The following is a 20,170-nucleotide window of genomic DNA, read 5'->3' on the forward strand; positions in this document are numbered from 1 at the left end:
CTTCGCGGGCTGTGTCCGTCATTTGAAGGATGCATCAGTTTCGGAGGCGCCCCAGGGTGTGCTCACAATCTGCGGAGCATCCATGGAACAAGCCCGAATGGCGAGCGCCTCGGCGCCTGCAGTGCGCCGTCGCTCGGAGAGATCGACGCCTGTCGAGCGCAGCCAACGCGAAACCCTCACCCAAGTTCAGGTCCTGCGCGCCCTCGCGGCTAGTTCGGTCGCGCTGCGACACGCCCAGCATGATGCGGCCACCCTGGAATTACAGGCCGGCCGCACCTTTCAGAGCTGGAATCCGATACCATGGAGCGCTGGAGTCGATATTTTCTTCGTGATTTCCGGCCTTATCATGGTGCATACGTCGCGACAGCTGTTCGCAAAGCCCGGGGGCGCGCGTCTCTTCATTTCCCGCCGGATCGCGCGAATTGTCCCGCTATATTGGGCGCTCACCTCGCTCTACATTGCGGTAGCGGTGGCCGCCCCAAATCTTCTCAACCAGAGCTACGTCGATTTCAGGTTTGTAGTCGAATCCTACTTATTCGTTCCGGCCAGTCGCCCTGACGGCGTCGTTCAGCCGGTCTACGAGTTGGGTTGGACGCTCAATTATGAGATGCTGTTTTACGTGCTGTTCACGGCGACGATCGTGCTGCCCATGCGGTGGGCAGTTACGGTCCTGCTCACGATCCTGGTTGGGATGGTGCTCTTGGGCGCTCTTGCGGCTCCTTTGCCAGAGCCCTGGGGTTTCTGGACCAATCCGATCATCCTCGAATTCGCTTTCGGCGCGATGATCGGGGTCATGTGCGCCTCGGGCCTGCGGCCTTCCGGCCCAATCAGGGCCTGTGTCGCCGCAACGGGACTGGGTGCCCTGATGCTTGCGGCGGCGTTTCCCGATATCTCGGCCGGCCTTGGTCGCCCTGTCGTGTATGGCATTCCGGCGTCTCTAATTGTTTGGAGTGCTGCCCTGGCAGAGCCGGGTAAACTGAGGCATGACAGCCTGGCGGCGAGGTGGGCCGCTGGCGTTGGCGATGCGTCATACGCTCTTTACCTCATGCATCCATTCGTGATCCGCGCCATGCGCATAATTTTCTGGCGTACAGGCTTGATCTTTGTGCTCGGCCCGTGGGCTTTCATCGGTTCGGCCTTGGCGATAACCCTGGGCGTGGCATTTATCACCCACCGTCTGTTCGAGAAGCCGCTCACCCGCTATGCGCGGCGCCTTTTGGGGGTCGGGCACAGCACAGGGCGGCAGCTTGGGCCCCTTCCAGTGCCGGCCTATCCCAAGACAGATTGATGGCGAGCCGCGACCCTGCCACACCAAGGAAATGCCGCTGTTGTGCTCACTATGCCGTTACCGTAAGGCCGGCTGGTCGCACCTGTCCGACGGGGCATGCATGGAATTCCCGATACCATTCCACGAAACGTTGCACGCCGTCCTCCAGTGTTGTCGCCGGTGCGAAGCCAACGGCGCGGCGGAGGTCCCTGACATCGGCGCGGGTTTCCAGGACGTCACCTGGTGGTAAAGGTACGTTGACGCGAAGGGCGCGGCGACCAAGGGCCGTCTCGATGAGCGCGATCAGATGGTTGATTTCTTCAGGCCGATCATTGCCGATATTGTAGAGCCGATACGGCGCCGAGCTGGTGGCAGGATCGGCAGCGCGACCGTCCCAACCGGGATCCTGACACGGTGGTTTGGCGAGCACGCGAACAACCCCCTCTACGATGTCGTCGATATAGGTGAAATCCCGCCATACGCGCCCGGCATTGGCGATTTCGATCGTTCGGCCCTCGGCGATGGCATGGGTGAAAGTATAGACAGCCATGTCGGGCCTGCCCCAGGGACCATAGACGGTGAAGAAGCGCAGTCCGGTTGCGGGCAAGCCGAACAGATGGCTGTAGGAATGCGCCATGCACTCGTTGGCGGCCTTGGTGGCGGCGTAGAAGCTCACCGGATGATTGGCACCATGATGCTCGGAAAAGGGTATGCGTCGATTGGCACCATATACGGAGCTCGACGAGGCATAAACGAGATGGCTGACGCCGGCGTGTCGGCAGCCCTCCAGAACGTTGAGAAACGCGACTATGTTTGACTCCACATAGGCATGCGGGTCCACGAGCGAATGACGTACCCCGGCCTGGGCGGCCAGATGCACGAAGTGCGATGGCTGGAATTCGCAGAACAGCGCTTTCACCAGCGACCGGTCCGCCAGGTCGAAGCGCATCGGCGTGAACCTCGGCTCGGCGCAGAGCCGTGTAAATCGCGCCTCCTTCAGCTTCAGGTCGTAGTAAGGCGTGAAGTTGTCGACGCCGATGACCTCGGCGCCGAGCCGCAAAAGGCGTGACGCAACATGAAATCCGATGAACCCAGCGGCGCCCGTGACGATGATCGGCCCCGTGTGCGTAAGGTTCGACGCAGCACCATCCTGCAGCGCGTGAACGATATCCGCCAGCTTGTTGACCTTCGAATCTGCCTCGGCCATGGCAAGTCACTCCCGTTTCCAGGTTCCGCGTTCCGCGCTATCTCGGCAGCGCCTGAACGATCGGAAATGGCGCCGCCGGCCTTGTGATCTACGCGACAGCGCGCTCAATGCGGGCCGCCGCTGTCTGAATCAAAGCGGATGCAGACAGCAGTCGATTTCTCATGGCAAAACCGAAATGCGCCCCAAAAGAGCCACTAGTTCCGCCTGACGCCTCGTGTCGGTCTTGGCGAACAGCGAGGCGAGCTGAGAGCGGATAGTCGTGCGACTGAGATGCCAGCTGCGGGCGATCTCCAGGGGCGCGTCGCCATGGGCCAGGCGTAGCGCCAACTGCGTTTCCGCGCTGGTCAAACCGAACATCCTTTGCAACGTGCGAGGGTTGGCCGCCGATTTGTTATCCCGGTCCAGCAATGCGACGACGGTTGTCCCGTCCGGTGTAACGACCCCCGTCTCGTTCATGGTCACCGGCCTGTCGCCTCTGCTGTGGATCACTACCCATGAGAGTGAGCCCGGCTGGAGGTGGACCGGAACATTCGCGACCAGCCGCCTCAACCCGGCAGCAAGCTCGACGGCTGTATCAGTTGCTTCGCCCTGGCGTGCGAGGGTGTCCCGAGCGGCAGCGTTCCATTCTATTACTTTCTTGTCTCGGTCCAGGACGAGATAGCCGCAACCCATACGATCAAGCATGCCGGTGATGGATTCCAGGCTGCGTCGTCGAGATCCGCCGACCCTTGCGTCCGGTCGGTCCACAAGGCTTATCGGCCTTTCGTGGCGGGTATCGTTCAATACAATGTATTGCCTGCCTGCAAGCGCATCGTTTCGCGTTTCAATCAGTGTCATCGCTTCCACCCAACCCATTGCTACTGACGCAAATCAAATCTGATGAAGTTGCTGCTTCAACTTGAATTTCCACATACTGCGAGAAATCTGCGAATGGTTTTTCCGCAGCGTCTCTTGGATATATCTTTCTGAAGAGCGCTCCTGACACCATGATTTTATTCGCCGGCAAAGTCATGGCAATCGGGCATTGGGATTAGGTGCCACCCCTTCGGCCTAGTCTCGACGGACTAGACCGAAAGTTGTAGTCTTTGCGCATGGGTTCGGACCTGCGCTGGCTCAAATCGAATGTGTCGAGCACTACGTGGGCTCATCTAGCTTCGCTTTTGGTGTTTGCAGCATCGATAGCATTCGAGGCGATAAGTACGGTATATGGCGGCCAGCCGTTGCCGCTTGTTGCGTTTATCCCCATAACCGTTGTCATCGTGTATCTTGAGGGCCGTTTTGTTGCCATCGCAGCAACGCTTCTGATGGCGGTCGCCGGCTTGTGGATGCGACACCTGCTGGACGGTCACCTCACTGGTCGAGACTGGACCGGGGCCGTCTTCCTTCTGGGTTCGGGTAGCCTGATCGCAACCGTGTTCCACCGCCTGCGACAAGATCTGCACGGCGCGCTCAGGGTGGCAGAAGCGAGGCTCGCTGCCATCGATGCTGCCGCCTTGGGCTTTGCTAATACCAATCGCCATGGCGAACTGCTGCAGTCGAACAGACGGCTTTTGGAGATGACTGGCTACGCGCACAAGGAACTTGCCCAACTGGAGCTGGAGGAACTCATTTTCCCCGACGATCGAGGTACTGTGCGGAAACTTTTGCAAGATTTGGGCAATGGGACCGCGTCGGCGACGGATATCCGCGTTTTGCGCAAGGATGGCACGGCATTCTGGGCTCACCTGGCCCTGTCTTCGTCGCGGCCGGACGAGGCGCCAAATGAGAGCGTATTCGTGGTGGTTGACGATATTTCCGAGCGACAAGCGGCACGCGAGGCCCTTCGGGCTCAGAAGGAATGGCTCGATCTCGCCGTATCTGCCGGGCGCCTGGGCACATGGCAAATAGACATTGAGGATGGGACAGTCGCCGGCTCCGGCAAGTTCTGGGACATCCTTGGTCTGCCTCCGGCCCCAGTCCGCCGCTTGGAAGAACTCTCGGCCGTAATCCATCCCGTCGACTGGCCGAAGCTGTCCGCCTCGGCAAAGCCTTCATCGGCATTGAACTTTGACGTCGAGATTCGCGTCCGGCAAGTGGATGGTCACACACGCTGGATTGCATTGCGTGGACGGCAGGAAGAGCACGGCGACCGCAAAATGCGCATCGGGGTGGCGGCGGATCTGACCGAACGTCGACAAACAACTTTGCTTCGCGCCGCCGTAAAGAGACGCGAGCGCATAATGCGCGAAGAGCGCCATCGGTTCAGCAATGTGTTTCCAGTGATCAGAGCTCTGGTCAACATGATCGATACTCCCGACAATGATGTTGCCAAATACAAGGAGATGTTGATCGATTGGATTCGAACACTGGAGGCGACCCATCGCATCCTTTCTCGTCATGCCAACCTGTCAGGGATGCTCCATGAACTCGTGGACCGGGAATTGCAGCCCTTCAAGGAGACACGCGACATTACGATCAGTGGACCTTCCCTCACTGTGCCAAGCGGCGCCGCCGAGGGCTTGGCGATGATCCTTCACGAGTTGACGACAAACTCGGTGAAACATGGTGCGCTGGGTGACCCGAATGGCAAGGTCGAAGTTAAGTGGCGATTTGCATCCGAGGACGAAGGCGACGACCTCGTGTTCGATTGGGTGGAATCGGGCCGACGGAAGAGTTCAAAAGTCGTACGCCGCGGGTTCGGGTCACTGATAATCGGTGTGGACAGCACGCCGCTTGTCGGGCATTCCCCGAATATGGAAATAACCGAAGATGGCCTTCGATATTCGCTGCGTGTATCGCGCAAAGAAATTGAGGAATTTGGACTGCAATAGAGCCCCTCCAAGTCGAAGCCGACCAATTAACCGATGGTGTGGGCCCTTTGCTGCGATTTCCTGCAAGCAAACTCGGGCCGGTTCGAGGGGCATGCGTCAACTCGCCTGTCTCGTAAGCCAGCTTTGGAGCAACACAGCTGCTTCGGTACGGTTTCTAACCCCAAGCTCACGCAGCACGGCTGCGGCATGGATTTTCGTTGTCGCCTCGGCAATGTCCAGATTGCGGGCAATCTCCTTATTCGAGTACCCCTCTGCCATCAGCTTGAGGACGTCCTTCTGTCTAGACGTCAGCCTAGCGACGTCGCCCGAGCCCTCGTGCCGGCGGCTGGCATTTTGAACCGGAGGTGGGGGGGCATGCGATCTCTGGTCGGCAGACGTTCGAGATAGGAGAGATGGCACATAGATCCGGCCAGCGAGGATTTCGTTTACAGCCAGCACGACTTCTTCGTCGCTCTGCGATTTGACGATATACCCGTGAAGTCCGATCGAAAGCGCGGTCAGTATCTCCGAGCGGGAATCATCCCCGGAAACGATCGCAAAGCGAGTGTCAGGATAGGCAGCCATAAAGTCGCTGAGCACTTCCTGATGGAACAGCCCAGGCATGTTCAGATCGAGGATCGCAAGATCGATGGACGCCTGCTCCTCTAAAAGATTGACCGCGGCATCGAAACACGAAGCTTCGAATATTTCGGCGCTTGGAATTCCAGCCATGAGTGCCAGCCGGAGACCACGCCGATATAAGCCGTGATCGTCGGCAATGACGATCCGAGCCATGCAACTACCCCAACGCGTTACTCGGTTCCCGACGAGAAAACCCGCTGGAACCTCCCATTCGCCTATGATCGACAATCCGTGGTGGTCCTAAAATGGCGGCCATCCACTGGTCAACGCATCACAGTGATGTCCGCAGCGTCCCATCCACGCACATCCAGAACGTCTAATATAATACTAAATTGCGAAGCTCATCCATAGATTTTTAACCCTGGCGTGCGGTGCCTGTCCGCAAAACGATGCCGGTTTCCCATCTCTGGGTCCAAGCCAGCTGTTCAGGACCATCGTAATCATGTGGCATCTGTTATGTCGCCACCCGCTGTCGCCGGACCTGTAGGCCGGTCCGGCCCTGGCGGATCGCAGCTTTCTTGAAAGCAACTGCTTTCGTTTTATCGGCGTCATGATCAGTGCCCAATCGCGCTTCTGTAGGCTGTTGATCTCGTGGCCATCTAATACCTTGAACGTTTTGAATCCCTACCATTCGAATGCACGACGACAGCCGCCCCGGCTGTCACATACCTTTTCGCATATGATGTTCGGATTGCCGCCGAGGTTTGGCCGGATTTGAGGGGGTGCCCTGGCCGGACAATGGAACACCGATCCCGAACAAAGCCAACTGCAGATCAGGAGGATCGAATGAAAGCGGTGATTCAATGTGGTGGGATGGGTACGCGCCTTCGACCGTTTACATCGGTCCTGCCGAAACCATTAATGCCGATAGGGGCCCGGCCTGTTCTTGAGTTGCTTTTGAAGTGGCTGCGGCGCAACGGCATTGAAGAGGTATATATTACGACAGGGTATCTAGGACATTTGATCCGTAGCGTCTGCGGCGACGGATCGCAATGGAACTTGAAGATCAAATATACCCAGGAAATGGAGCCACTCGGCACCGTCGGACCTCTCTCTCTGATTAGGGATGAACTGAACGAAACATTTGTCGTTCTGAACGGCGATGTCCTCACAGATCTAAGCCTGAGCCGGTTTGTAGCCGCGCACCGCTTGCATAGGGATCCCGTTACGATTGCCACGGCGTGCCGTCATATCAAGATGGACTTCGGGGTCATCGACGAGATCGACAATACCGTCCAGCTCTTCCGGGAAAAGCCGACGCTTTCCCATCTCGTCAGCATGGGGATTTACTGCATGAACCCAGATGTCCTGCGGTTCATTCCGTCCGGGATCCCATTTGGGTTCGATGACCTGATGCTGCAGATGATGCAGGGCGGCACGACCGTGCATGTTTACAAGCATGACGGTCTTTGGCTCGACATCGGTCGTGTCGATGACTTCCAGAATGCACAGGCAATTGCCTGGGAAGATCAGTCGTCCTCAATCGAGGTCGCGGCTGCCGCCGCAGCCGCATGAAAGTCTGATGCAGAGGTCTAGCCACTAACAAGGCTTTCAGGAGGTCAAAATGCTCTTGGTGAGCGCCCCGATCCTAGGCGTGCCAGAGAAGGCAGCCCTGTCGCAGGTGATTGATAGCGGCTGGCTTACGATGGGGGACAGGGTACGAGAGTTCGAACAGGCCTTTGCCGGCATGCATGGCGCGCGAGATTGCGTTGCGGTTGGTTCCTGCACCGCAGCGCTCCATCTTCTCCTCCATGCTTTGGACATCGGCCCTGGCGACGAAGTACTGGTTCCTTCGCTGACGTTCGTGGCGACGGCGAATGCGGTGCTGTATGTAGGGGCGACGCCGGTCTTCGTCGATATCGAGTCCGTCGACGTGCCGTTGATCTCGGTTGCGGAAGCCGAAGCGCGGTGCACGACGCGCACGAAAGCGGTCATTCTCGTTCACTTCGCCGGGTATCTCCCCGATCGGGAACAATGGCAGCGGTTCGCCCGGCTTCGCGGGCTGCATATCATCGAGGACGCTGCGCACGCGCCCGGGCTTAGGGAAGTCGGGACATTCGGCGCCGCGGCCGCGTTCAGCTTCTATGGCAACAAGAACATGACAACGGCCGAAGGGGGCGCCGTGATCGCACGTGACCCCGATCTGCTCGACAGGGTTCGCCTGGCCCGCGGGCACGGAATGACCACGGGGACGCATCAGCGGCTGAACAGTCGTACGCCGCAATATGATGTCACGATGCTCGGGTTCAACTACCGAATGGACGAGATGCGAGCGGCAATAGGGCTGGTTCAGTTGCAGAACCTGCAAGAGTGGAACGAAATCAGGCGTATCATAGCTGTCTTGTACCGACGCCTGATCGCGGACCGTTGCCCAGCCATTGTCATTCCATTTAGCGAACCCCGGACGTCGGCTTACCACATCATGCCGATCGTCCTGCCGCGCTACGCGAGCCGGCAGGATGTCATCGACGAGCTGCGGACACAGGGCATACAGACCACCATCCACTACCCGCCGGTGCACCAAATGACGTTCTACCGCGAGCGCTTTCCCGGCGTGAGTTTGCCCCGAACAGAGGATTTCGCTGAGCGAGAGCTCACAATTCCGCTGCACCCCCAGATCACTTCCGCCGCCGCCGAATCAGTCGTGGCTGCCCTGGCAGCCGCGCTCAAAACAGGCGCGCTCAAAGCAGGCGCCCAAAGAGGAACTGCTGCATGAATGCGTTAGACCCTGCCTTTCACCGGATGTTCGTTCCAAATCCTGATCACGGCTTTGCGAGACGCGCAATCGATCTTGCGGTGGCGGGCATCGCTACCGTCGCATTGGCGCCATTGATGCTGCTGATCGCCGGAGCGCTTCTGCTCGAGGGCGGTGGCTCGATCTTGTTCGCTCAGACCCGCATCGGGGCCGGCGGCCGAACCTTCCGCATGTACAAATTTCGCAAATTCGGTGTGAACTGCGGCTCTCAAGGCCTTGCGCTGACGGTCGTGGGCGATACACGCATGACCACCGTTGGCCGCTTTCTCGCAGCGACGAAGCTGGACGAACTACCGCAGCTGTGGAATGTCCTCAAAGGCGAAATGGCGATCGTCGGCCCACGGCCCGAGAGCCTGGCTTTCGCCGATTGTTTCCGGGGCGAGCTTAGGGCCGTGCTGCAATACAAGCCAGGCCTGCTGGGACCAGCCCAGGTCGTTTTTCGGCACGAAGCGCATTACTTCCCCCAATCCGTAGATCCGATCGTGTTCTACCGGGAGGTCATGTTCCCCGCCAAGGCAACACTGGACCTCTCATATTATCCGCGACGCACCATCGTCTCCGACCTCGCGTGGATGGTGCGGGGAGTGCTGGCAGTGGTCGGTTGGGTTCCGGTACCGCCGATCGACGTTTGAATATCCAAGGGAAGCGTTCCAAACAGCCAAGGGAATGCGCAGTGATGAGCTACAATGGAAAGAAAGTCCTGGTGACCGGCGCGGACGGATTCATCGGTTCGCATGTCACGGAGGCGCTTGTTCGCAACGGGGCAGATGTCACAGCCCTTGCCCTTTACAATTCCTTCGACAGCCATGGATGGCTAGACGATCTGCCGGACACCATCCGCAGCCAGTTGAGGCTCGTCCGTGGTGACGTCCGCGACAGTGCGTTCCTTAACCGGATCATGCGCGGCCAAGTCGCGGTTTTTCATCTGGCGGCGCTTATTGCGATTCCATATTCCTACGCCGCTGCCCAGTCCTATGTGGAAACCAACATCCTAGGCACGGTGAACGTCCTCGAAGCGGCGCGCCTATGGGAGACGGAGCGGGTGATCCATACCTCCACGAGCGAGGTCTACGGAACTGCCCAAACCATGCCGATCGGCGAAACACACCCCCTGCAGGGACAGTCACCATATTCGGCATCCAAAATCGGCGCCGACATGATGGCGGAGTCTTACGCCAGGTCGTTCGATGTCCCTGTGGTCATCATGCGACCCTTCAACACGTATGGCCCGCGCCAGAGTGAACGCGCCATCGTGCCGACCATTATCCGGCAGGTCCTCGACCCGAAATGTCCTGCAATCATGGTCGGCGATACCAGTCCGATCCGCGACCTGACCTATGTCGAAGATACCGCGACAGCGTTCCTGACCGCAGGTCTCGCCCAACTCGAGTTCGGCCACGCCTACAACGCTGGCAGCCAACGCGCCGCGACCGTCTCGGACGTATTGGCCATTGTTCTTGAGTTGACCGACTGCAAAAAGCCGGTCCGTCGTGATGAAAGGCGCCTGAGGCCGCAAAATTCCGAAGTTCGCGCCTTGCTCGCCGACTCCTCGCGCTTTGAACGCGAGACTGGATGGCGGACACAGACCAGCCTGCGCGATGGGCTGGAGCGAACAATCACGTGGTGGCGCGAGCGCCTTAGTGAAGGCCGGGTACGGCGCGAAGTGGGTTACATGACATGACCCTGGGCGGCCGTCATGCGTTGGCGCTGTTGCTGGCTGCCGGTGCCATATCTCCCAACATCTACGTGGCCGGTGGCCGTCAAAGCAAGGCAGCGGAGGCGGCGGCCACTGCGGTCCTGAACAACCTGCCGGGCCATGTGCGCGAAACAAGGGATCCTTGGTCTGGCATGGTTTTCGCACGGATCACCAGACCGGGCGTTCTCGGCCGGGCGGGTGTATGCGGGAAGAAGTACTGCACCCACCGTTACTCAAGCGCACAGGCTTGGAATGCCGACCAGAGCCTGCTCCTGATCGCGAATGGCTGCGGTGGCCTGTGCTTTCTCGACGGACAAACCTACTTGCCTTTGTTCCACCGCAACCGCGCGACCGAATGCGAATGGCATCCCACCGATCCCGAGTTGATGATCTGCGTCGGGGGCCGGCAGATTGCGACATGGGCCCCACGTACCGATCATGAGGACGTCGTGTTTGCCTCCGGAGCGTACTCCAACCTCAAATTTGGACCCAACAAAGGCAATCCGAGCCGCGACGGCAGCCGGATTGCGGTGCGTGCAACGAACAATGACGGCCGAGCGGTGGTCTTTGCCTACGATCTAAAGCTACGGCAGAAATTCCCGGATATCGATCTTGCCGAATTCCCGGGAACAACCGGCTCCTGCTCAATCTCACCACTCGGAATCAACATAGTGTGTTCCCAGCAATTACCGGACGGAATCGAAGCGAGTTTCGTCTTCTCCATAGACGGCATATTGCGCCAGAAGTGGATGGAGCACCATCGACCAGGCCATGGCGACATGACGGTCGATTCCGACGGAAGCGAAATCTATGTCGGGATCAGCAAATCGGATCCTGACAAATATCAGGTGATCAAGCGCCGCTTGGCTGATGGCAAGGCTACCTCGCTGATGAAATATGGCGAGGCCATGCATGCGTCACTCAGGTCGCTCGGCAGGCCCGGCTGGGTGTTTCTGAGTTATGGCGGCACGCCAGCCGAACTATCGCAGCACCCGGATTGGGCGCCTTACGCTCAGCAAGTCATTGCGCTGCGTCTAGACGGCAGTGGAGAGGTCCGCCGTGTCGCAGACACGCACAACGCGCCCTTCGACTACTGGAGCGAGACGCATGCCTCTCCGTCTCCAGACGGCACCCAGGTGGTCTGGTCCAGCAACTGGGGCGTGCCCGGTGGCCCGGTATACGATTTCGTTACTCGTGTTGAATGGCCTTTGAAGCAGGTGTTTGACCGGAAGGAGATTGTCGCAAATGACCTTCAGTAGACGATACGTTCTTGGCGCAGTCGTGATGATGTCGCTAACCTCGATGGCTTGCGCAGGCGAGGTCGAGCCCTATCAACTCTCACCTGGCGATACGGTCGAGATAGGAATAGCGCCGATCCCTGATCGGACGCAGCGCGCCATAGTCCAGATGGATGGCAATATCGCCCTTCCGGAGGCGGGGATGATCATGGTCGCAGGCCTGACGGCGTCCCAACTGCAAAGGCGCATGCAAGAGGTCTTGCCAAGCAAGATTTTTCACGTGCGTCTGACTGATGGGCGGGAGCAGACAGTTACTGTCGAGCCCGACGATGTCACAGCGATCATAGCGGACTATCGCCCGATCTATGTAACGGGCGATGTGCTCACCCCGGGACAACAGGCCTACCGTCCGCTCATGACTGTACGGCAGGCGCTGGCCGTTTCCGGCGGCTTCAGTCTTTTGCGATCACGGGCAGGCCAGGCCGGGCCTGATCCGGTCGATCTCAAGCGCGATTACGAAATGCTCTGGGGAGATTACACGAAAGAATACCTTCACGCTGCCCGCATTCGCGCCGAGCTTCAGGGCCAGGCGGATTTCGACAAGAAGACACCACAGGGATCACCTCTTTCGCCGAGCGTTGTAGCCGCGATGGCACAGGCTGAAGCAGAGGCGCTGAAGGTTGCGCTGAGTGATTTCCGGCAAGAGCAGGATTTTCTGGAGAAGGGCCGGACGGACGCTGCCGAGCAAATTGGCGTTTTGCAGAAACGCGAACGAGTCGAGGGCGAGAGCGTGAAGGCGGATGAGCAAGATTTGGCGCGAGTGACGAAGGCATTCGATGCAGGCAATCTGACCAACACCCGGCTCGCGGATGTCAGGCGCGCGTTGCTTTTATCTTCAAGCGGCGCGCTTCAAACCTCGGTCGAACTGATGAGGGCGCGGCGCCAGCAGGAGGACTTTGTCAGACAGCACGAACGCAACGACAATCAAAGGAGGATTGGCCTGCTGACGGATCTGAAGGACACCAACGCCCGGCTGGCGGATGTCACCGCCAGGCTCCATGCCGCCAGCGAGAAGCTGCAGCCGACCGGAGCATCCACACAGCCATTGCCGATTGCCGGCGAAACGGTACGGGCCCAGGTGACCATCGTACGCAAGATCGGCAATGAATGGCGCAAGCTGTTGGTTGACGAAGATGCGATTGTGCTGCCGGGGGATACTGTCGAAGCCAGATTCAGCAGTGAACTGCAAAGTGTGGCAGTCCAATAGGGCGTCAGCCGCAGTCCGTGCGGAGCTTACTGTTCTATCGGGGGGGCGAACCCAACTGAACGGAGATCCAAGGTGAGGCGCATTTTCAACCAGGGAGCGACCCTGACACCCTCAACGAACGCGGATCAGGTGACGCAGTCGTCAAGTTATGCTTTCCATATGCCGTCAGCGCGAATTGTGCGGTCCAGGTCGCGCGCCGGTGAGTCCGGAAATTGGCAGGAATTTACGTCTAGCAAGGAGAGCAATGCGCAGGGCGGCTTCGTGTCGGACGGCTACAGGACCAGCCATTGCGCGCCCGGCTACGGCCTACATTACAACAAAACGCACAGTTCCGGCTATTATGGCGCGCTTTGGGAGAACATCGAAAAGCCCCTGATCCTCGACGTTCTTCGCCCCTTGAGCGGAGCGAGCCGAAACTGCCTCGATTTCGCATGCGGAACAGGTCGCATCGCCGAGGTAGCCGCCGGCCTCTTCAGCGAGGTGGTTGGCGCCGACGTTTCCAGAACTATGCTCGACAGCGCTCAAGTACCGCCCAATGTGAGTTTGCGTCACGTCGACGTGACAAGGGAGCAGTTGGGTATGACGTTCGATGTGGTAACCGCATTTCGTTTTTTCCTGAACGCAGAGGATGAACTGAGATGGCATGCACTGAAAGCGATCAATGAGCACCTTAAAGATGGCGGGCGGCTTGTGTGCAACGTTCACATGAATGCGACGTCGCCCGTCGGCCTGGCGTGCCGGCTGCTCAATCGAGTGTCTCGACGCACAATTCGCCACACGCTGAGCGCAGCGAGGTTCAAGGCCCTCCTGACTGCCTCGGGATTCACCGTCGAGCAGACGATACCGTATGGTTACCTGCCTCGGCCGGGAAACCTGTTGCCAGGGTTCTGTGAAATGATGATGCAGCCTGTCGAGAAGGCCTGCAGAAGGCTTCGCGTTCCTGGCCAGCTGGCGCAACACTTCCTGGTTGTTGCGAGGAAGCGCTAAATCCCGAGAAAGCCCCGAAAACGGCAGGCAGCGGTTTTCTTGGGGTGGCTCGCCCGGCATGAAGCCCGTCTAAATACGGTGGAACGGCAGTTTTCCCCCGATTTAATATGTGGGTTCCGGGTTTCTCGGGTCAGCGCCACGATTTTGCTACATTTTGACTAAAGTCCAATCATGTTAGTGGGGCGTAATATTAGAAGGCTAAGGGGATACGCTCCTGAACAGCAAGAGATTGTCCGTGCCCAGTGGGGCCAGTGAGCTTGCGCAACGATCTCTCACGGGAGGTCGAAACCCATGAACCCTGGTGGAAGGAGTTCGTCGGATCTGCGAGGCGCAATGCTTGGGACCGTGCCTGGCCTGGTAGGCGTCGGCGTCTTCTCGGCAGTCATAAACCTTCTCGCCCTGACCGGCTCGGTCTATATGCTGCAAATTTACGATCGCGTTCTACCTTCGCAGAGCGTTCCGACGCTTGTCGGGTTCACGATCGGAATGCTGGGTCTTTACGCTGTCTACGGGCTGCTGGATTTCGTGCGGCTGCGCCTGCTGGTTCGAGTGGGCAATCGTGTCCATAGGAATTTGAAGCAGAGGGTGTTCGGCCTCTCACTGTCCTTGCCGCTCATTGGCGGGCAGGATGCGAACCGGATACAGCCCCTCCGTGATCTCGATCAGTTACGCGGCTTCCTTTCCGGAATGGGGCCGACTGTCATCTTCGACGCTCCGTGGATTCCATTTTACCTGCTGATCATCTATTTCCTGCATCCTGCGCTCGGTCTGTTGTCCACAAGCGGTGCGATCATTGTCGTGCTGCTCACGGTCATGGCGGAAGTTCTTGGCCGCACATCGGTGACACGCGCGTCCGAGACGCTGGTGTCGCAACGCAATCTCGCCGAATCCGGACGCCGCAACGCGGAGGTCGTGCGCGCGATGGGCCTTTCCGCAAGGCTTGCCCACCGCTGGGGCGAGATCAATAACGCATATCTGAGGCACCAAGAGAAGCTTTCCGACGTCGTCGGCGCCACCGGGGCACTCTCTAGGGCACTGCGTTTGGCCTTGCAGTCCTGCGTTCTTGGACTGGGTGCCTACCTGGTGATAGGAGGCGAAGCCTCGCCAGGCGTGATCATCGCATCCTCCATCTTGCTGGGCCGCTCATTGGCTCCTGTTGACGCCGCTATCGCGAACTGGCGAGGCTTCGCCGCGTTCCGGCAAAGCTATTCGCAACTGGCAACGGCCCTGGCCGCTTTTCCTGACCGGGACGAACATATGGAACTTCCGCGCCCCCAAGCGGAGCTTGCGGTCGAGGACCTGACTATAGCGCCACCGGGCCAGCAAAAACCGACGGTAGCCAATGTCAGCTTCCGCCTGGCTGCAGGGACGGGAATGGCCGTTGTCGGCCCGAGCGGTTCTGGCAAAAGCACGCTTGTGCGCGCGCTGGTGGGCGTCTGGCAGCCACTTCGCGGCACGGTGAGGCTGGACGACGCCTCGCTTGACCAATGGGACCAAGAACAGCTTGGCGCGCATATTGGCTACCTGCCCCAGGACGTCGAACTGTTTGATGGAACGGTTGCCGATAACATTTCGCGATTTGGCGGGAAGGGCGACGCCAAGGGCGTGCTTGCAGCTGCCAAGGCAGCGGGCGTCGACAAAATGATCCTGCGATTGCCGAACGGTTTTCAAACACGCATGGGCGAGGGAGGAACAGCCTTGTCGGCTGGACAGCGGCAACTCGTAGGGCTTGCCAGGGCACTTTACGGCGATCCGTTTCTCGTCGTTCTGGACGAGCCGAATTCAAATCTGGACGTCGATGGCGATACCGCCTTGGCCGGCGCGATCCTGGCAGTGCGCAGACGTGGAGGCATCGTCATCGTAGTTGCGCACCGTCCTTCTGCCCTTACCAACATCGACAGGGTACTCGTAATGTCCAATGGGATGCTTCACGCCTTCGGCTCACGCGAGGAGGTCCTGGCCAACGTCATCCGCCCCTTTGCTGCGCCGGTTGAACGCCCGGCAGCGGCCGTCGCGATGCACAAAGGGGTGAGCGGTCACGCATGAGGGATATTTTTTTGTCTGAGGCGACGATGGCTCCATCGGCCCCGATCGGCAATGGGAGCCGGCGCAAAGCGATTTCGGGCACGCGCGATGGAATCGGGGCCAACCTGATCCTGGGTGCGGCGGTCACGGTTATGTTGCTTGCCGGCGGCGGGCTCTGGCTCGGTCTGACCAAGATTGCTGGCGCGGTAATTGCGCCGGCGACCGTGGTGGTCGAGAGCAACATAAAGAAGGTGCAGCATCTGACGGGCGGCACGATAGGTGGCATCTTCGCGCAAGACGGGGATCATGTACGGGCCGGCGATGTGATGGCACGGTTGGACGACACACTGACACGGGCCAATCTGCAGATAATTAGCAAGGATCTTGATCGGGCAACGGTTCGGCTTGTGCGGCTGGAGGCAGAGCGGCAAGGCCTGTCGGAGATGCAGCTTCCGTTCAGCCTTCAAGCGCGAATGGGCGAGCCGGAGCTGGCTGCGCTGGTGAACGGCGAGCGCACGCTGTTCGACAGCCGCGCTACGGCCCTCAACGGGCAGAAGGCACAATTGCAAAGCCGCTCAAAGCAACTCGAACGCCAAGTTGAGGGCCTCAAGGCGCAACAGACCGCGGAAGAACAATCCGTGGTCCTGCTGGATGGCGATCTTGTCGATGTACAGGCGCTTTTTACAAAGAAACTGGTGTCCAAAGAGCGACTTAGCAACATCAGACTGGATGCCACCCGGGCGCACGGAGAATCAGGGCGCCTCGCGGCGGCAGTTGCCGAGGCGCAGGCCCGGATCAGCGAGACCGAATTGCAGATTCTTCAGCTCGATGAACAAAGGCGTAGTGACGTAACGAGCGAACTTCGTGAAACGGAAGCCAAGCAAACCGAACTCAGCGAGCGCAAGGTTGTGGCACAGGACGAACTGGCCAAAACCACCATCCGCGCTCCGCAATCGGGAACGGTACAGGAATCTTCCATTCACACGATCGGCGGCGTGATTGCCGCGGGCGAAGTTCTGATGATGATCGTCCCTGACACCGGCAACCTTGTGGTCGACGCGCTGATTGCGCCGTCGCGCATAGATGACGTTCGTCCAGGTCAGCGGGTCTCGATCCGGTTTCCGGCTTTCGACGCCGGCACCACGCCTGCCTGCCAAGGGTCTGTCAAGCGCATCTCGGCGGACCTGATAAAAGATCAACAGCGCCAGCTTTCTTATTTCTCGGCGCGCATCAATGTCGAAGACAAGTCCACCTGTCTGACCGATGCCAAAGTCCTCAAACCCGGTATGCCAGCGGAGGTTCACATAAGTACGGACGAACACAGCGTCTGGTCTTATCTGCTGAAGCCGCTTACCGACCAGATGTCGAGGGCTTTCCGGCAGTGACATGGCGGCTGTCAGCGGTCGATCGCAGGCACACTGCAGGCGTGCATGCTGACATATTGGGGTAGGCGACGTGAGGCCGACAGGGGTGACGCCGGCGGCCGACGCGCGAGGCTCGTCTGGGACATTGTCATCGACAGGAGTGACTGCCTCGGGAGGAGAGGTTCTTTGCTCCTACAACGCAGCGAGGGCCCTGCGGCGGCCACGGCGCGCGGCATGCACCGTTCGGTCTGCAGTCACCGCTACATTTGCCACGTCAGATGTATGCGGCAAGGCGTTCGCGCTTCCATGCGACCTCTTGTAGGGCAGCAATTCCCTGACCCGAGCATTGACCGAGGCAATTTCGACCCGCAAGTCCTCGCATTCCTGCCGTCTCACATCGAGTTCGATCTGATCGGACGCCTGCTGCATGGACAGTTGCGCAAAATCTGCGGCGATCTTGGAAAGGTTCACCTTGTTGGTTTCGGCCTCCTCGGTGAGTGCGGCCAACCTTTCGTCGGTCACCTGTTTTTCCGCCAGGGCGTCGCTCCATTGTAGCTGGAGCCTGGCGATCTCGGCCGCGGCCTCGGTGTTTGCGATTGAGGCGAGTTCGAAGCGCGATTGGAGGCTTTGAACTTCTGAGCGCAATCCTCGGTTCTCAGCCTGGCAGCGTTTAAGCTCGCCATCCATGTCCGCCTGCATAATCCTGGCTGCTTCGGTCACCTCCCATAACTTCGCCTGCGCAACCTCGAGTGAGGTGTGCAATTTGATTGCCTCTTTTTCGCTCTTGCCGAGCGCACTCAGCATTTCGGAATTTCGCGCAGCTTCGTTGGCATGGATCGTCGAGAAGGCATCCAGCCTATGCCGTGCCTCTTCCTCCCGCTTCATGGCCTTTTCCAGGTCAATAGACAGGCTCACATTCTTTTCACGCAGCTGTTTGTTCTCTCGGGAGCGCCTGTCGGCCTCGACATTTGCGGCGGCAAGCATGTTCGTGAGGTCGCCAAATTCCGCTTCGTTCTTTGTGGTGGTGTTCGCCGCTTCGACCAGCTCCAGCCTTGCCGCGGCCAACGCGCCACGGAGCACTTCACACTCCTGAACAAGGCTTGCCTGGCGCTGCTGCAATGTCTCGATGGTGCCTTGACGCTCACAGTACCGTCTGTTCAGGTCATTGAGTGTTTCCGACAAGTTCCTTTGATCTGCGATCAGATTTTGGTTCGCCAGCTCCAGTTCGTTCGCACGGAGAATGTCCGCGTGAAGGATGTGAAAAAACTCGAACGTCAGTTGACATGTGCCTGTAATTTCGGAGATTTTTGCGTTGATCTCCTCGAAATGGAGCTTGGCATCGTGGAACAAGCCGTTGAACGAGCTCACTGCAGCAATTCGGCTCTGCGTGTGTGAGGTCAGCCGATGCGCTGGTATCGGCGAGCTATCATCGTCGTCGCCGGCACCGCCCTCACTCCGTACGCTGTCATCCTGTTCGTTGTTGTCGCCTGCCATGTTTGGCACGTCGGCGACATCCTCCAAATCGAGGCACTGGTCGACAGCGTTAGCCAAGTCAGCTTCGAGATCGTCGAACGACCTCTCCACATTGTCCTCGGCGCGTCTGATCAAATCCCTGAACTTCATGACTTCATCCCCTGCAGCCGCATGCCCGGAACCATTGAGGCACGAGGACTGAGATGCTTTTGTATCGAGAGCTCAACTCAGCGTCTTCGTTCAATCAAACGATGCCAGGGCGCCGGCGTCGCGAGGAGCCGAGAGCTGCGATTGGAAGGCCCTACATCGGTCTAGGTGCCTGCTGACTTATTCTTGAGGACTGCGCGACTCCCCTTCTTGCCATCGTCTTGGCGTCAATGGTGTGTTGCCTGGGCCCATTAACGCTCAGGTGCAGAAGCCCCGACGAACGGCCCGGCACAGCCTCTTGTGGGGCGCATCAGGCGGCCGGGCCTAACCGGCGGTTGAGTGTTTTGGTTTGCCGGCTGACTCACCATGCGACCTTGGCGAGGCAAGCGCATCATTCGAACGAATTGGGGACCGGCCGCCTGGCCGCCCAATCACACTAAGCTTCCGTTGCCGGACCTGGCGACGAGGTGCTTTGCCTTGAGCCTTGGTATCTACATACGAAGCGGCAATACGCGCCGGTGGAGCAGTGGTCCGACCCGCCAAACTATCGCTGCAAAATGCGCGGCGGAAGGCATCCGAGGATATTCTCAGTGCAAAGGTAGGAGATCGAACGCGGGCGATCTTGCTGAATTCCCCAAACAATCCCGGCGGATATGAGTTCGGCAGGGACGATCTGGAACAATTGCCACATTTGCCGAGCGGCACAATCTATGGATCATCAGCGATGAGGTTTACCGCAGCACAGTGTTCGACGGCGAGTTCCCTCAATAGCATCCATTCCCGGAATGAGAGAGCGGACGATAATTGTGAACAGCCTGTCGAAGTCTCATGCAATGACCGGCTGGAGGCTAGGGTGGACGCTTGGGCCGGTCTCGGCATCAGGTCATTTACAAAATCTTGCGCAATGCATGCTCTTCGGATCGCCGACCTTTATTCAAGATGCCGCAGCGGTGACTCTCGATGAGGCGGTGACGCAGAGATGCGTTTCTTTTCGGACGCCCTTCTGCCGTTGATGTTGACCATTGCTGTGCGGATGTTCGCCGGGATATGCGTGAACCTTATCGTCCGCTGCGGCGCTCAATTTGCTTGGGGTTCTTGGAACCGTTCCGAACTTTCTCCTTGCGCCTCCGATCGAGTTGCGCGTGCTCATGCGGGGCGCTGAGGTGTCTCGATCCGCAGTGGCGCGGCCATTATGCGACGAAGCCTATTAGCTTAGTTGAAATTTGTCCCCAGCGGACGGGAACGACGCTTGGCCATGTTAGTTGATGTGAATGGAGCAGCTAAGAAAAGATCTGGCATTGCTTACGCGACCC

The 20,170-nt window shown here is 58.9% G+C and carries 16 protein-coding genes; 12 read left to right on the plus strand and 4 right to left on the minus strand.

Annotated elements, in window-relative coordinates:
• Positions 1 to 82: 82 nt before the first annotated feature.
• Positions 83 to 1,288 carry an acyltransferase family protein gene (locus NKJ78_RS05505; protein WP_023739601.1) on the plus strand — a complete coding sequence of 402 codons (1,206 nt, stop codon included), beginning with the start codon at positions 83 to 85 and terminating at the stop codon, positions 1,286 to 1,288.
• Between the two features lie 49 nt (positions 1,289 to 1,337).
• Here the strand turns inward: NKJ78_RS05505 and NKJ78_RS05510 are convergent, their stop codons facing one another.
• Both NKJ78_RS05510 and NKJ78_RS05515 read right to left on the minus strand, forming a co-directional pair.
• Positions 1,338 to 2,474 (minus strand): NAD-dependent epimerase/dehydratase family protein, encoded by a 1,137-nt coding sequence (locus NKJ78_RS05510; RefSeq protein ID WP_352459490.1) that lies wholly within the window; start codon positions 2,472 to 2,474, stop codon positions 1,338 to 1,340.
• Positions 2,475 to 2,633: 159 nt separating this feature from the next.
• The gene (locus NKJ78_RS05515; RefSeq protein WP_023689781.1) at positions 2,634 to 3,311 is read right to left on the minus strand and encodes a helix-turn-helix transcriptional regulator; all 678 of its coding nucleotides are present in this window, start codon (positions 3,309 to 3,311) and stop codon (positions 2,634 to 2,636) included.
• A 254-nt stretch (positions 3,312 to 3,565) separates the two neighbouring features.
• Between NKJ78_RS05515 and NKJ78_RS05520 the strand changes: the two genes are divergently transcribed.
• Entirely contained in the window at positions 3,566 to 5,284 is a 1,719-nt protein-coding gene (locus tag NKJ78_RS05520; RefSeq protein ID WP_023689782.1) for a sensor histidine kinase, read from the plus strand.
• 96 nt (positions 5,285 to 5,380) lie between these two features.
• Here the strand turns inward: NKJ78_RS05520 and NKJ78_RS05525 are convergent, their stop codons facing one another.
• Entirely contained in the window at positions 5,381 to 6,058 is a 678-nt protein-coding gene (locus NKJ78_RS05525; RefSeq protein ID WP_023681040.1) for a LuxR C-terminal-related transcriptional regulator, read from the minus strand.
• Between the two features lie 633 nt (positions 6,059 to 6,691).
• Between NKJ78_RS05525 and NKJ78_RS05530 the strand changes: the two genes are divergently transcribed.
• From NKJ78_RS05530 to NKJ78_RS05570, 9 genes are all read left to right on the plus strand, one after another.
• A complete protein-coding gene (locus NKJ78_RS05530; protein WP_023681041.1) occupies positions 6,692 to 7,420 on the plus strand; it encodes a nucleotidyltransferase family protein in 729 nt (242 codons plus the stop codon).
• Between the two features lie 49 nt (positions 7,421 to 7,469).
• Entirely contained in the window at positions 7,470 to 8,621 is a 1,152-nt protein-coding gene (locus tag NKJ78_RS05535; protein ID WP_352459491.1) for a DegT/DnrJ/EryC1/StrS family aminotransferase, read from the plus strand.
• On the plus strand, positions 8,618 to 9,292 hold the full coding sequence (locus NKJ78_RS05540) for a sugar transferase (protein ID WP_023681043.1): 675 nt from the start codon (positions 8,618 to 8,620) through the stop codon (positions 9,290 to 9,292). Before NKJ78_RS05535 ends, NKJ78_RS05540 begins: the two co-directional genes overlap by 4 nt.
• A 44-nt stretch (positions 9,293 to 9,336) precedes the next feature.
• Positions 9,337 to 10,341, plus strand: coding sequence for an SDR family NAD(P)-dependent oxidoreductase (locus tag NKJ78_RS05545; RefSeq protein ID WP_352562387.1), 1,005 nt, complete (start codon positions 9,337 to 9,339; stop codon positions 10,339 to 10,341).
• On the plus strand, positions 10,338 to 11,615 hold the full coding sequence (locus NKJ78_RS05550) for a hypothetical protein (protein WP_352459493.1): 1,278 nt from the start codon (positions 10,338 to 10,340) through the stop codon (positions 11,613 to 11,615). Before NKJ78_RS05545 ends, NKJ78_RS05550 begins: the two co-directional genes overlap by 4 nt.
• A complete protein-coding gene (locus tag NKJ78_RS05555; protein ID WP_352459494.1) occupies positions 11,602 to 12,861 on the plus strand; it encodes a polysaccharide biosynthesis/export family protein in 1,260 nt (419 codons plus the stop codon). Before NKJ78_RS05550 ends, NKJ78_RS05555 begins: the two co-directional genes overlap by 14 nt.
• A gap of 72 nt (positions 12,862 to 12,933) precedes the next feature.
• Positions 12,934 to 13,848, plus strand: a complete 915-nt coding sequence (locus NKJ78_RS05560) for a class I SAM-dependent methyltransferase (protein WP_023749118.1) — start codon at positions 12,934 to 12,936, stop codon at positions 13,846 to 13,848.
• Positions 13,849 to 14,181: 333 nt separating this feature from the next.
• Entirely contained in the window at positions 14,182 to 15,894 is a 1,713-nt protein-coding gene (locus NKJ78_RS05565; RefSeq protein WP_023739595.1) for a type I secretion system permease/ATPase, read from the plus strand.
• A gap of 26 nt (positions 15,895 to 15,920) precedes the next feature.
• On the plus strand, positions 15,921 to 17,258 hold the full coding sequence (locus NKJ78_RS05570; protein ID WP_031253261.1) for an HlyD family type I secretion periplasmic adaptor subunit: 1,338 nt from the start codon (positions 15,921 to 15,923) through the stop codon (positions 17,256 to 17,258).
• A gap of 171 nt (positions 17,259 to 17,429) precedes the next feature.
• Here NKJ78_RS05570 and NKJ78_RS05575 read toward each other — a convergent pair whose 3' ends face one another.
• On the minus strand, positions 17,430 to 18,860 hold the full coding sequence (locus NKJ78_RS05575) for a coiled-coil domain-containing protein (protein WP_023697139.1): 1,431 nt from the start codon (positions 18,858 to 18,860) through the stop codon (positions 17,430 to 17,432).
• Between the two features lie 782 nt (positions 18,861 to 19,642).
• Here NKJ78_RS05575 and NKJ78_RS05580 point away from each other — a divergent pair.
• Positions 19,643 to 19,870, plus strand: a complete 228-nt coding sequence (locus NKJ78_RS05580) for an aminotransferase class I/II-fold pyridoxal phosphate-dependent enzyme (RefSeq protein ID WP_084014362.1) — start codon at positions 19,643 to 19,645, stop codon at positions 19,868 to 19,870.
• Positions 19,871 to 20,170: the final 300 nt, after the last annotated feature.

It is taken from the genome of Mesorhizobium sp. M0037 (assembly GCF_040323635.1).
Classification (GTDB): Bacteria; Pseudomonadota; Alphaproteobacteria; order Rhizobiales; family Rhizobiaceae; genus Mesorhizobium.

Excerpts from the sequence above, each read along its gene's own strand:
- NKJ78_RS05505 (WP_023739601.1), top strand. The coding sequence starts at position 83 with ATGGAACAAGCCCGAATGGCGAGCGCCTCGGCGCCTGCAGTGCGCCGT.
- NKJ78_RS05510 (WP_352459490.1), bottom strand. The coding sequence starts at position 2,474 with ATGGCCGAGGCAGATTCGAAGGTCAACAAGCTGGCGGATATCGTTCAC.
- NKJ78_RS05515 (WP_023689781.1), bottom strand. The coding sequence starts at position 3,311 with ATGACACTGATTGAAACGCGAAACGATGCGCTTGCAGGCAGGCAATAC.
- NKJ78_RS05520 (WP_023689782.1), top strand. The coding sequence starts at position 3,566 with ATGGGTTCGGACCTGCGCTGGCTCAAATCGAATGTGTCGAGCACTACG.
- NKJ78_RS05525 (WP_023681040.1), bottom strand. The coding sequence starts at position 6,058 with ATGGCTCGGATCGTCATTGCCGACGATCACGGCTTATATCGGCGTGGT.
- NKJ78_RS05530 (WP_023681041.1), top strand. The coding sequence starts at position 6,692 with ATGAAAGCGGTGATTCAATGTGGTGGGATGGGTACGCGCCTTCGACCG.
- NKJ78_RS05535 (WP_352459491.1), top strand. The coding sequence starts at position 7,470 with ATGCTCTTGGTGAGCGCCCCGATCCTAGGCGTGCCAGAGAAGGCAGCC.
- NKJ78_RS05540 (WP_023681043.1), top strand. The coding sequence starts at position 8,618 with ATGAATGCGTTAGACCCTGCCTTTCACCGGATGTTCGTTCCAAATCCT.
- NKJ78_RS05545 (WP_352562387.1), top strand. The coding sequence starts at position 9,337 with ATGAGCTACAATGGAAAGAAAGTCCTGGTGACCGGCGCGGACGGATTC.
- NKJ78_RS05550 (WP_352459493.1), top strand. The coding sequence starts at position 10,338 with ATGACCCTGGGCGGCCGTCATGCGTTGGCGCTGTTGCTGGCTGCCGGT.
- NKJ78_RS05555 (WP_352459494.1), top strand. The coding sequence starts at position 11,602 with ATGACCTTCAGTAGACGATACGTTCTTGGCGCAGTCGTGATGATGTCG.
- NKJ78_RS05565 (WP_023739595.1), top strand. The coding sequence starts at position 14,182 with ATGCTTGGGACCGTGCCTGGCCTGGTAGGCGTCGGCGTCTTCTCGGCA.
- NKJ78_RS05570 (WP_031253261.1), top strand. The coding sequence starts at position 15,921 with ATGGCTCCATCGGCCCCGATCGGCAATGGGAGCCGGCGCAAAGCGATT.
- NKJ78_RS05575 (WP_023697139.1), bottom strand. The coding sequence starts at position 18,860 with ATGAAGTTCAGGGATTTGATCAGACGCGCCGAGGACAATGTGGAGAGG.
- NKJ78_RS05580 (WP_084014362.1), top strand. The coding sequence starts at position 19,643 with ATGAGAGAGCGGACGATAATTGTGAACAGCCTGTCGAAGTCTCATGCA.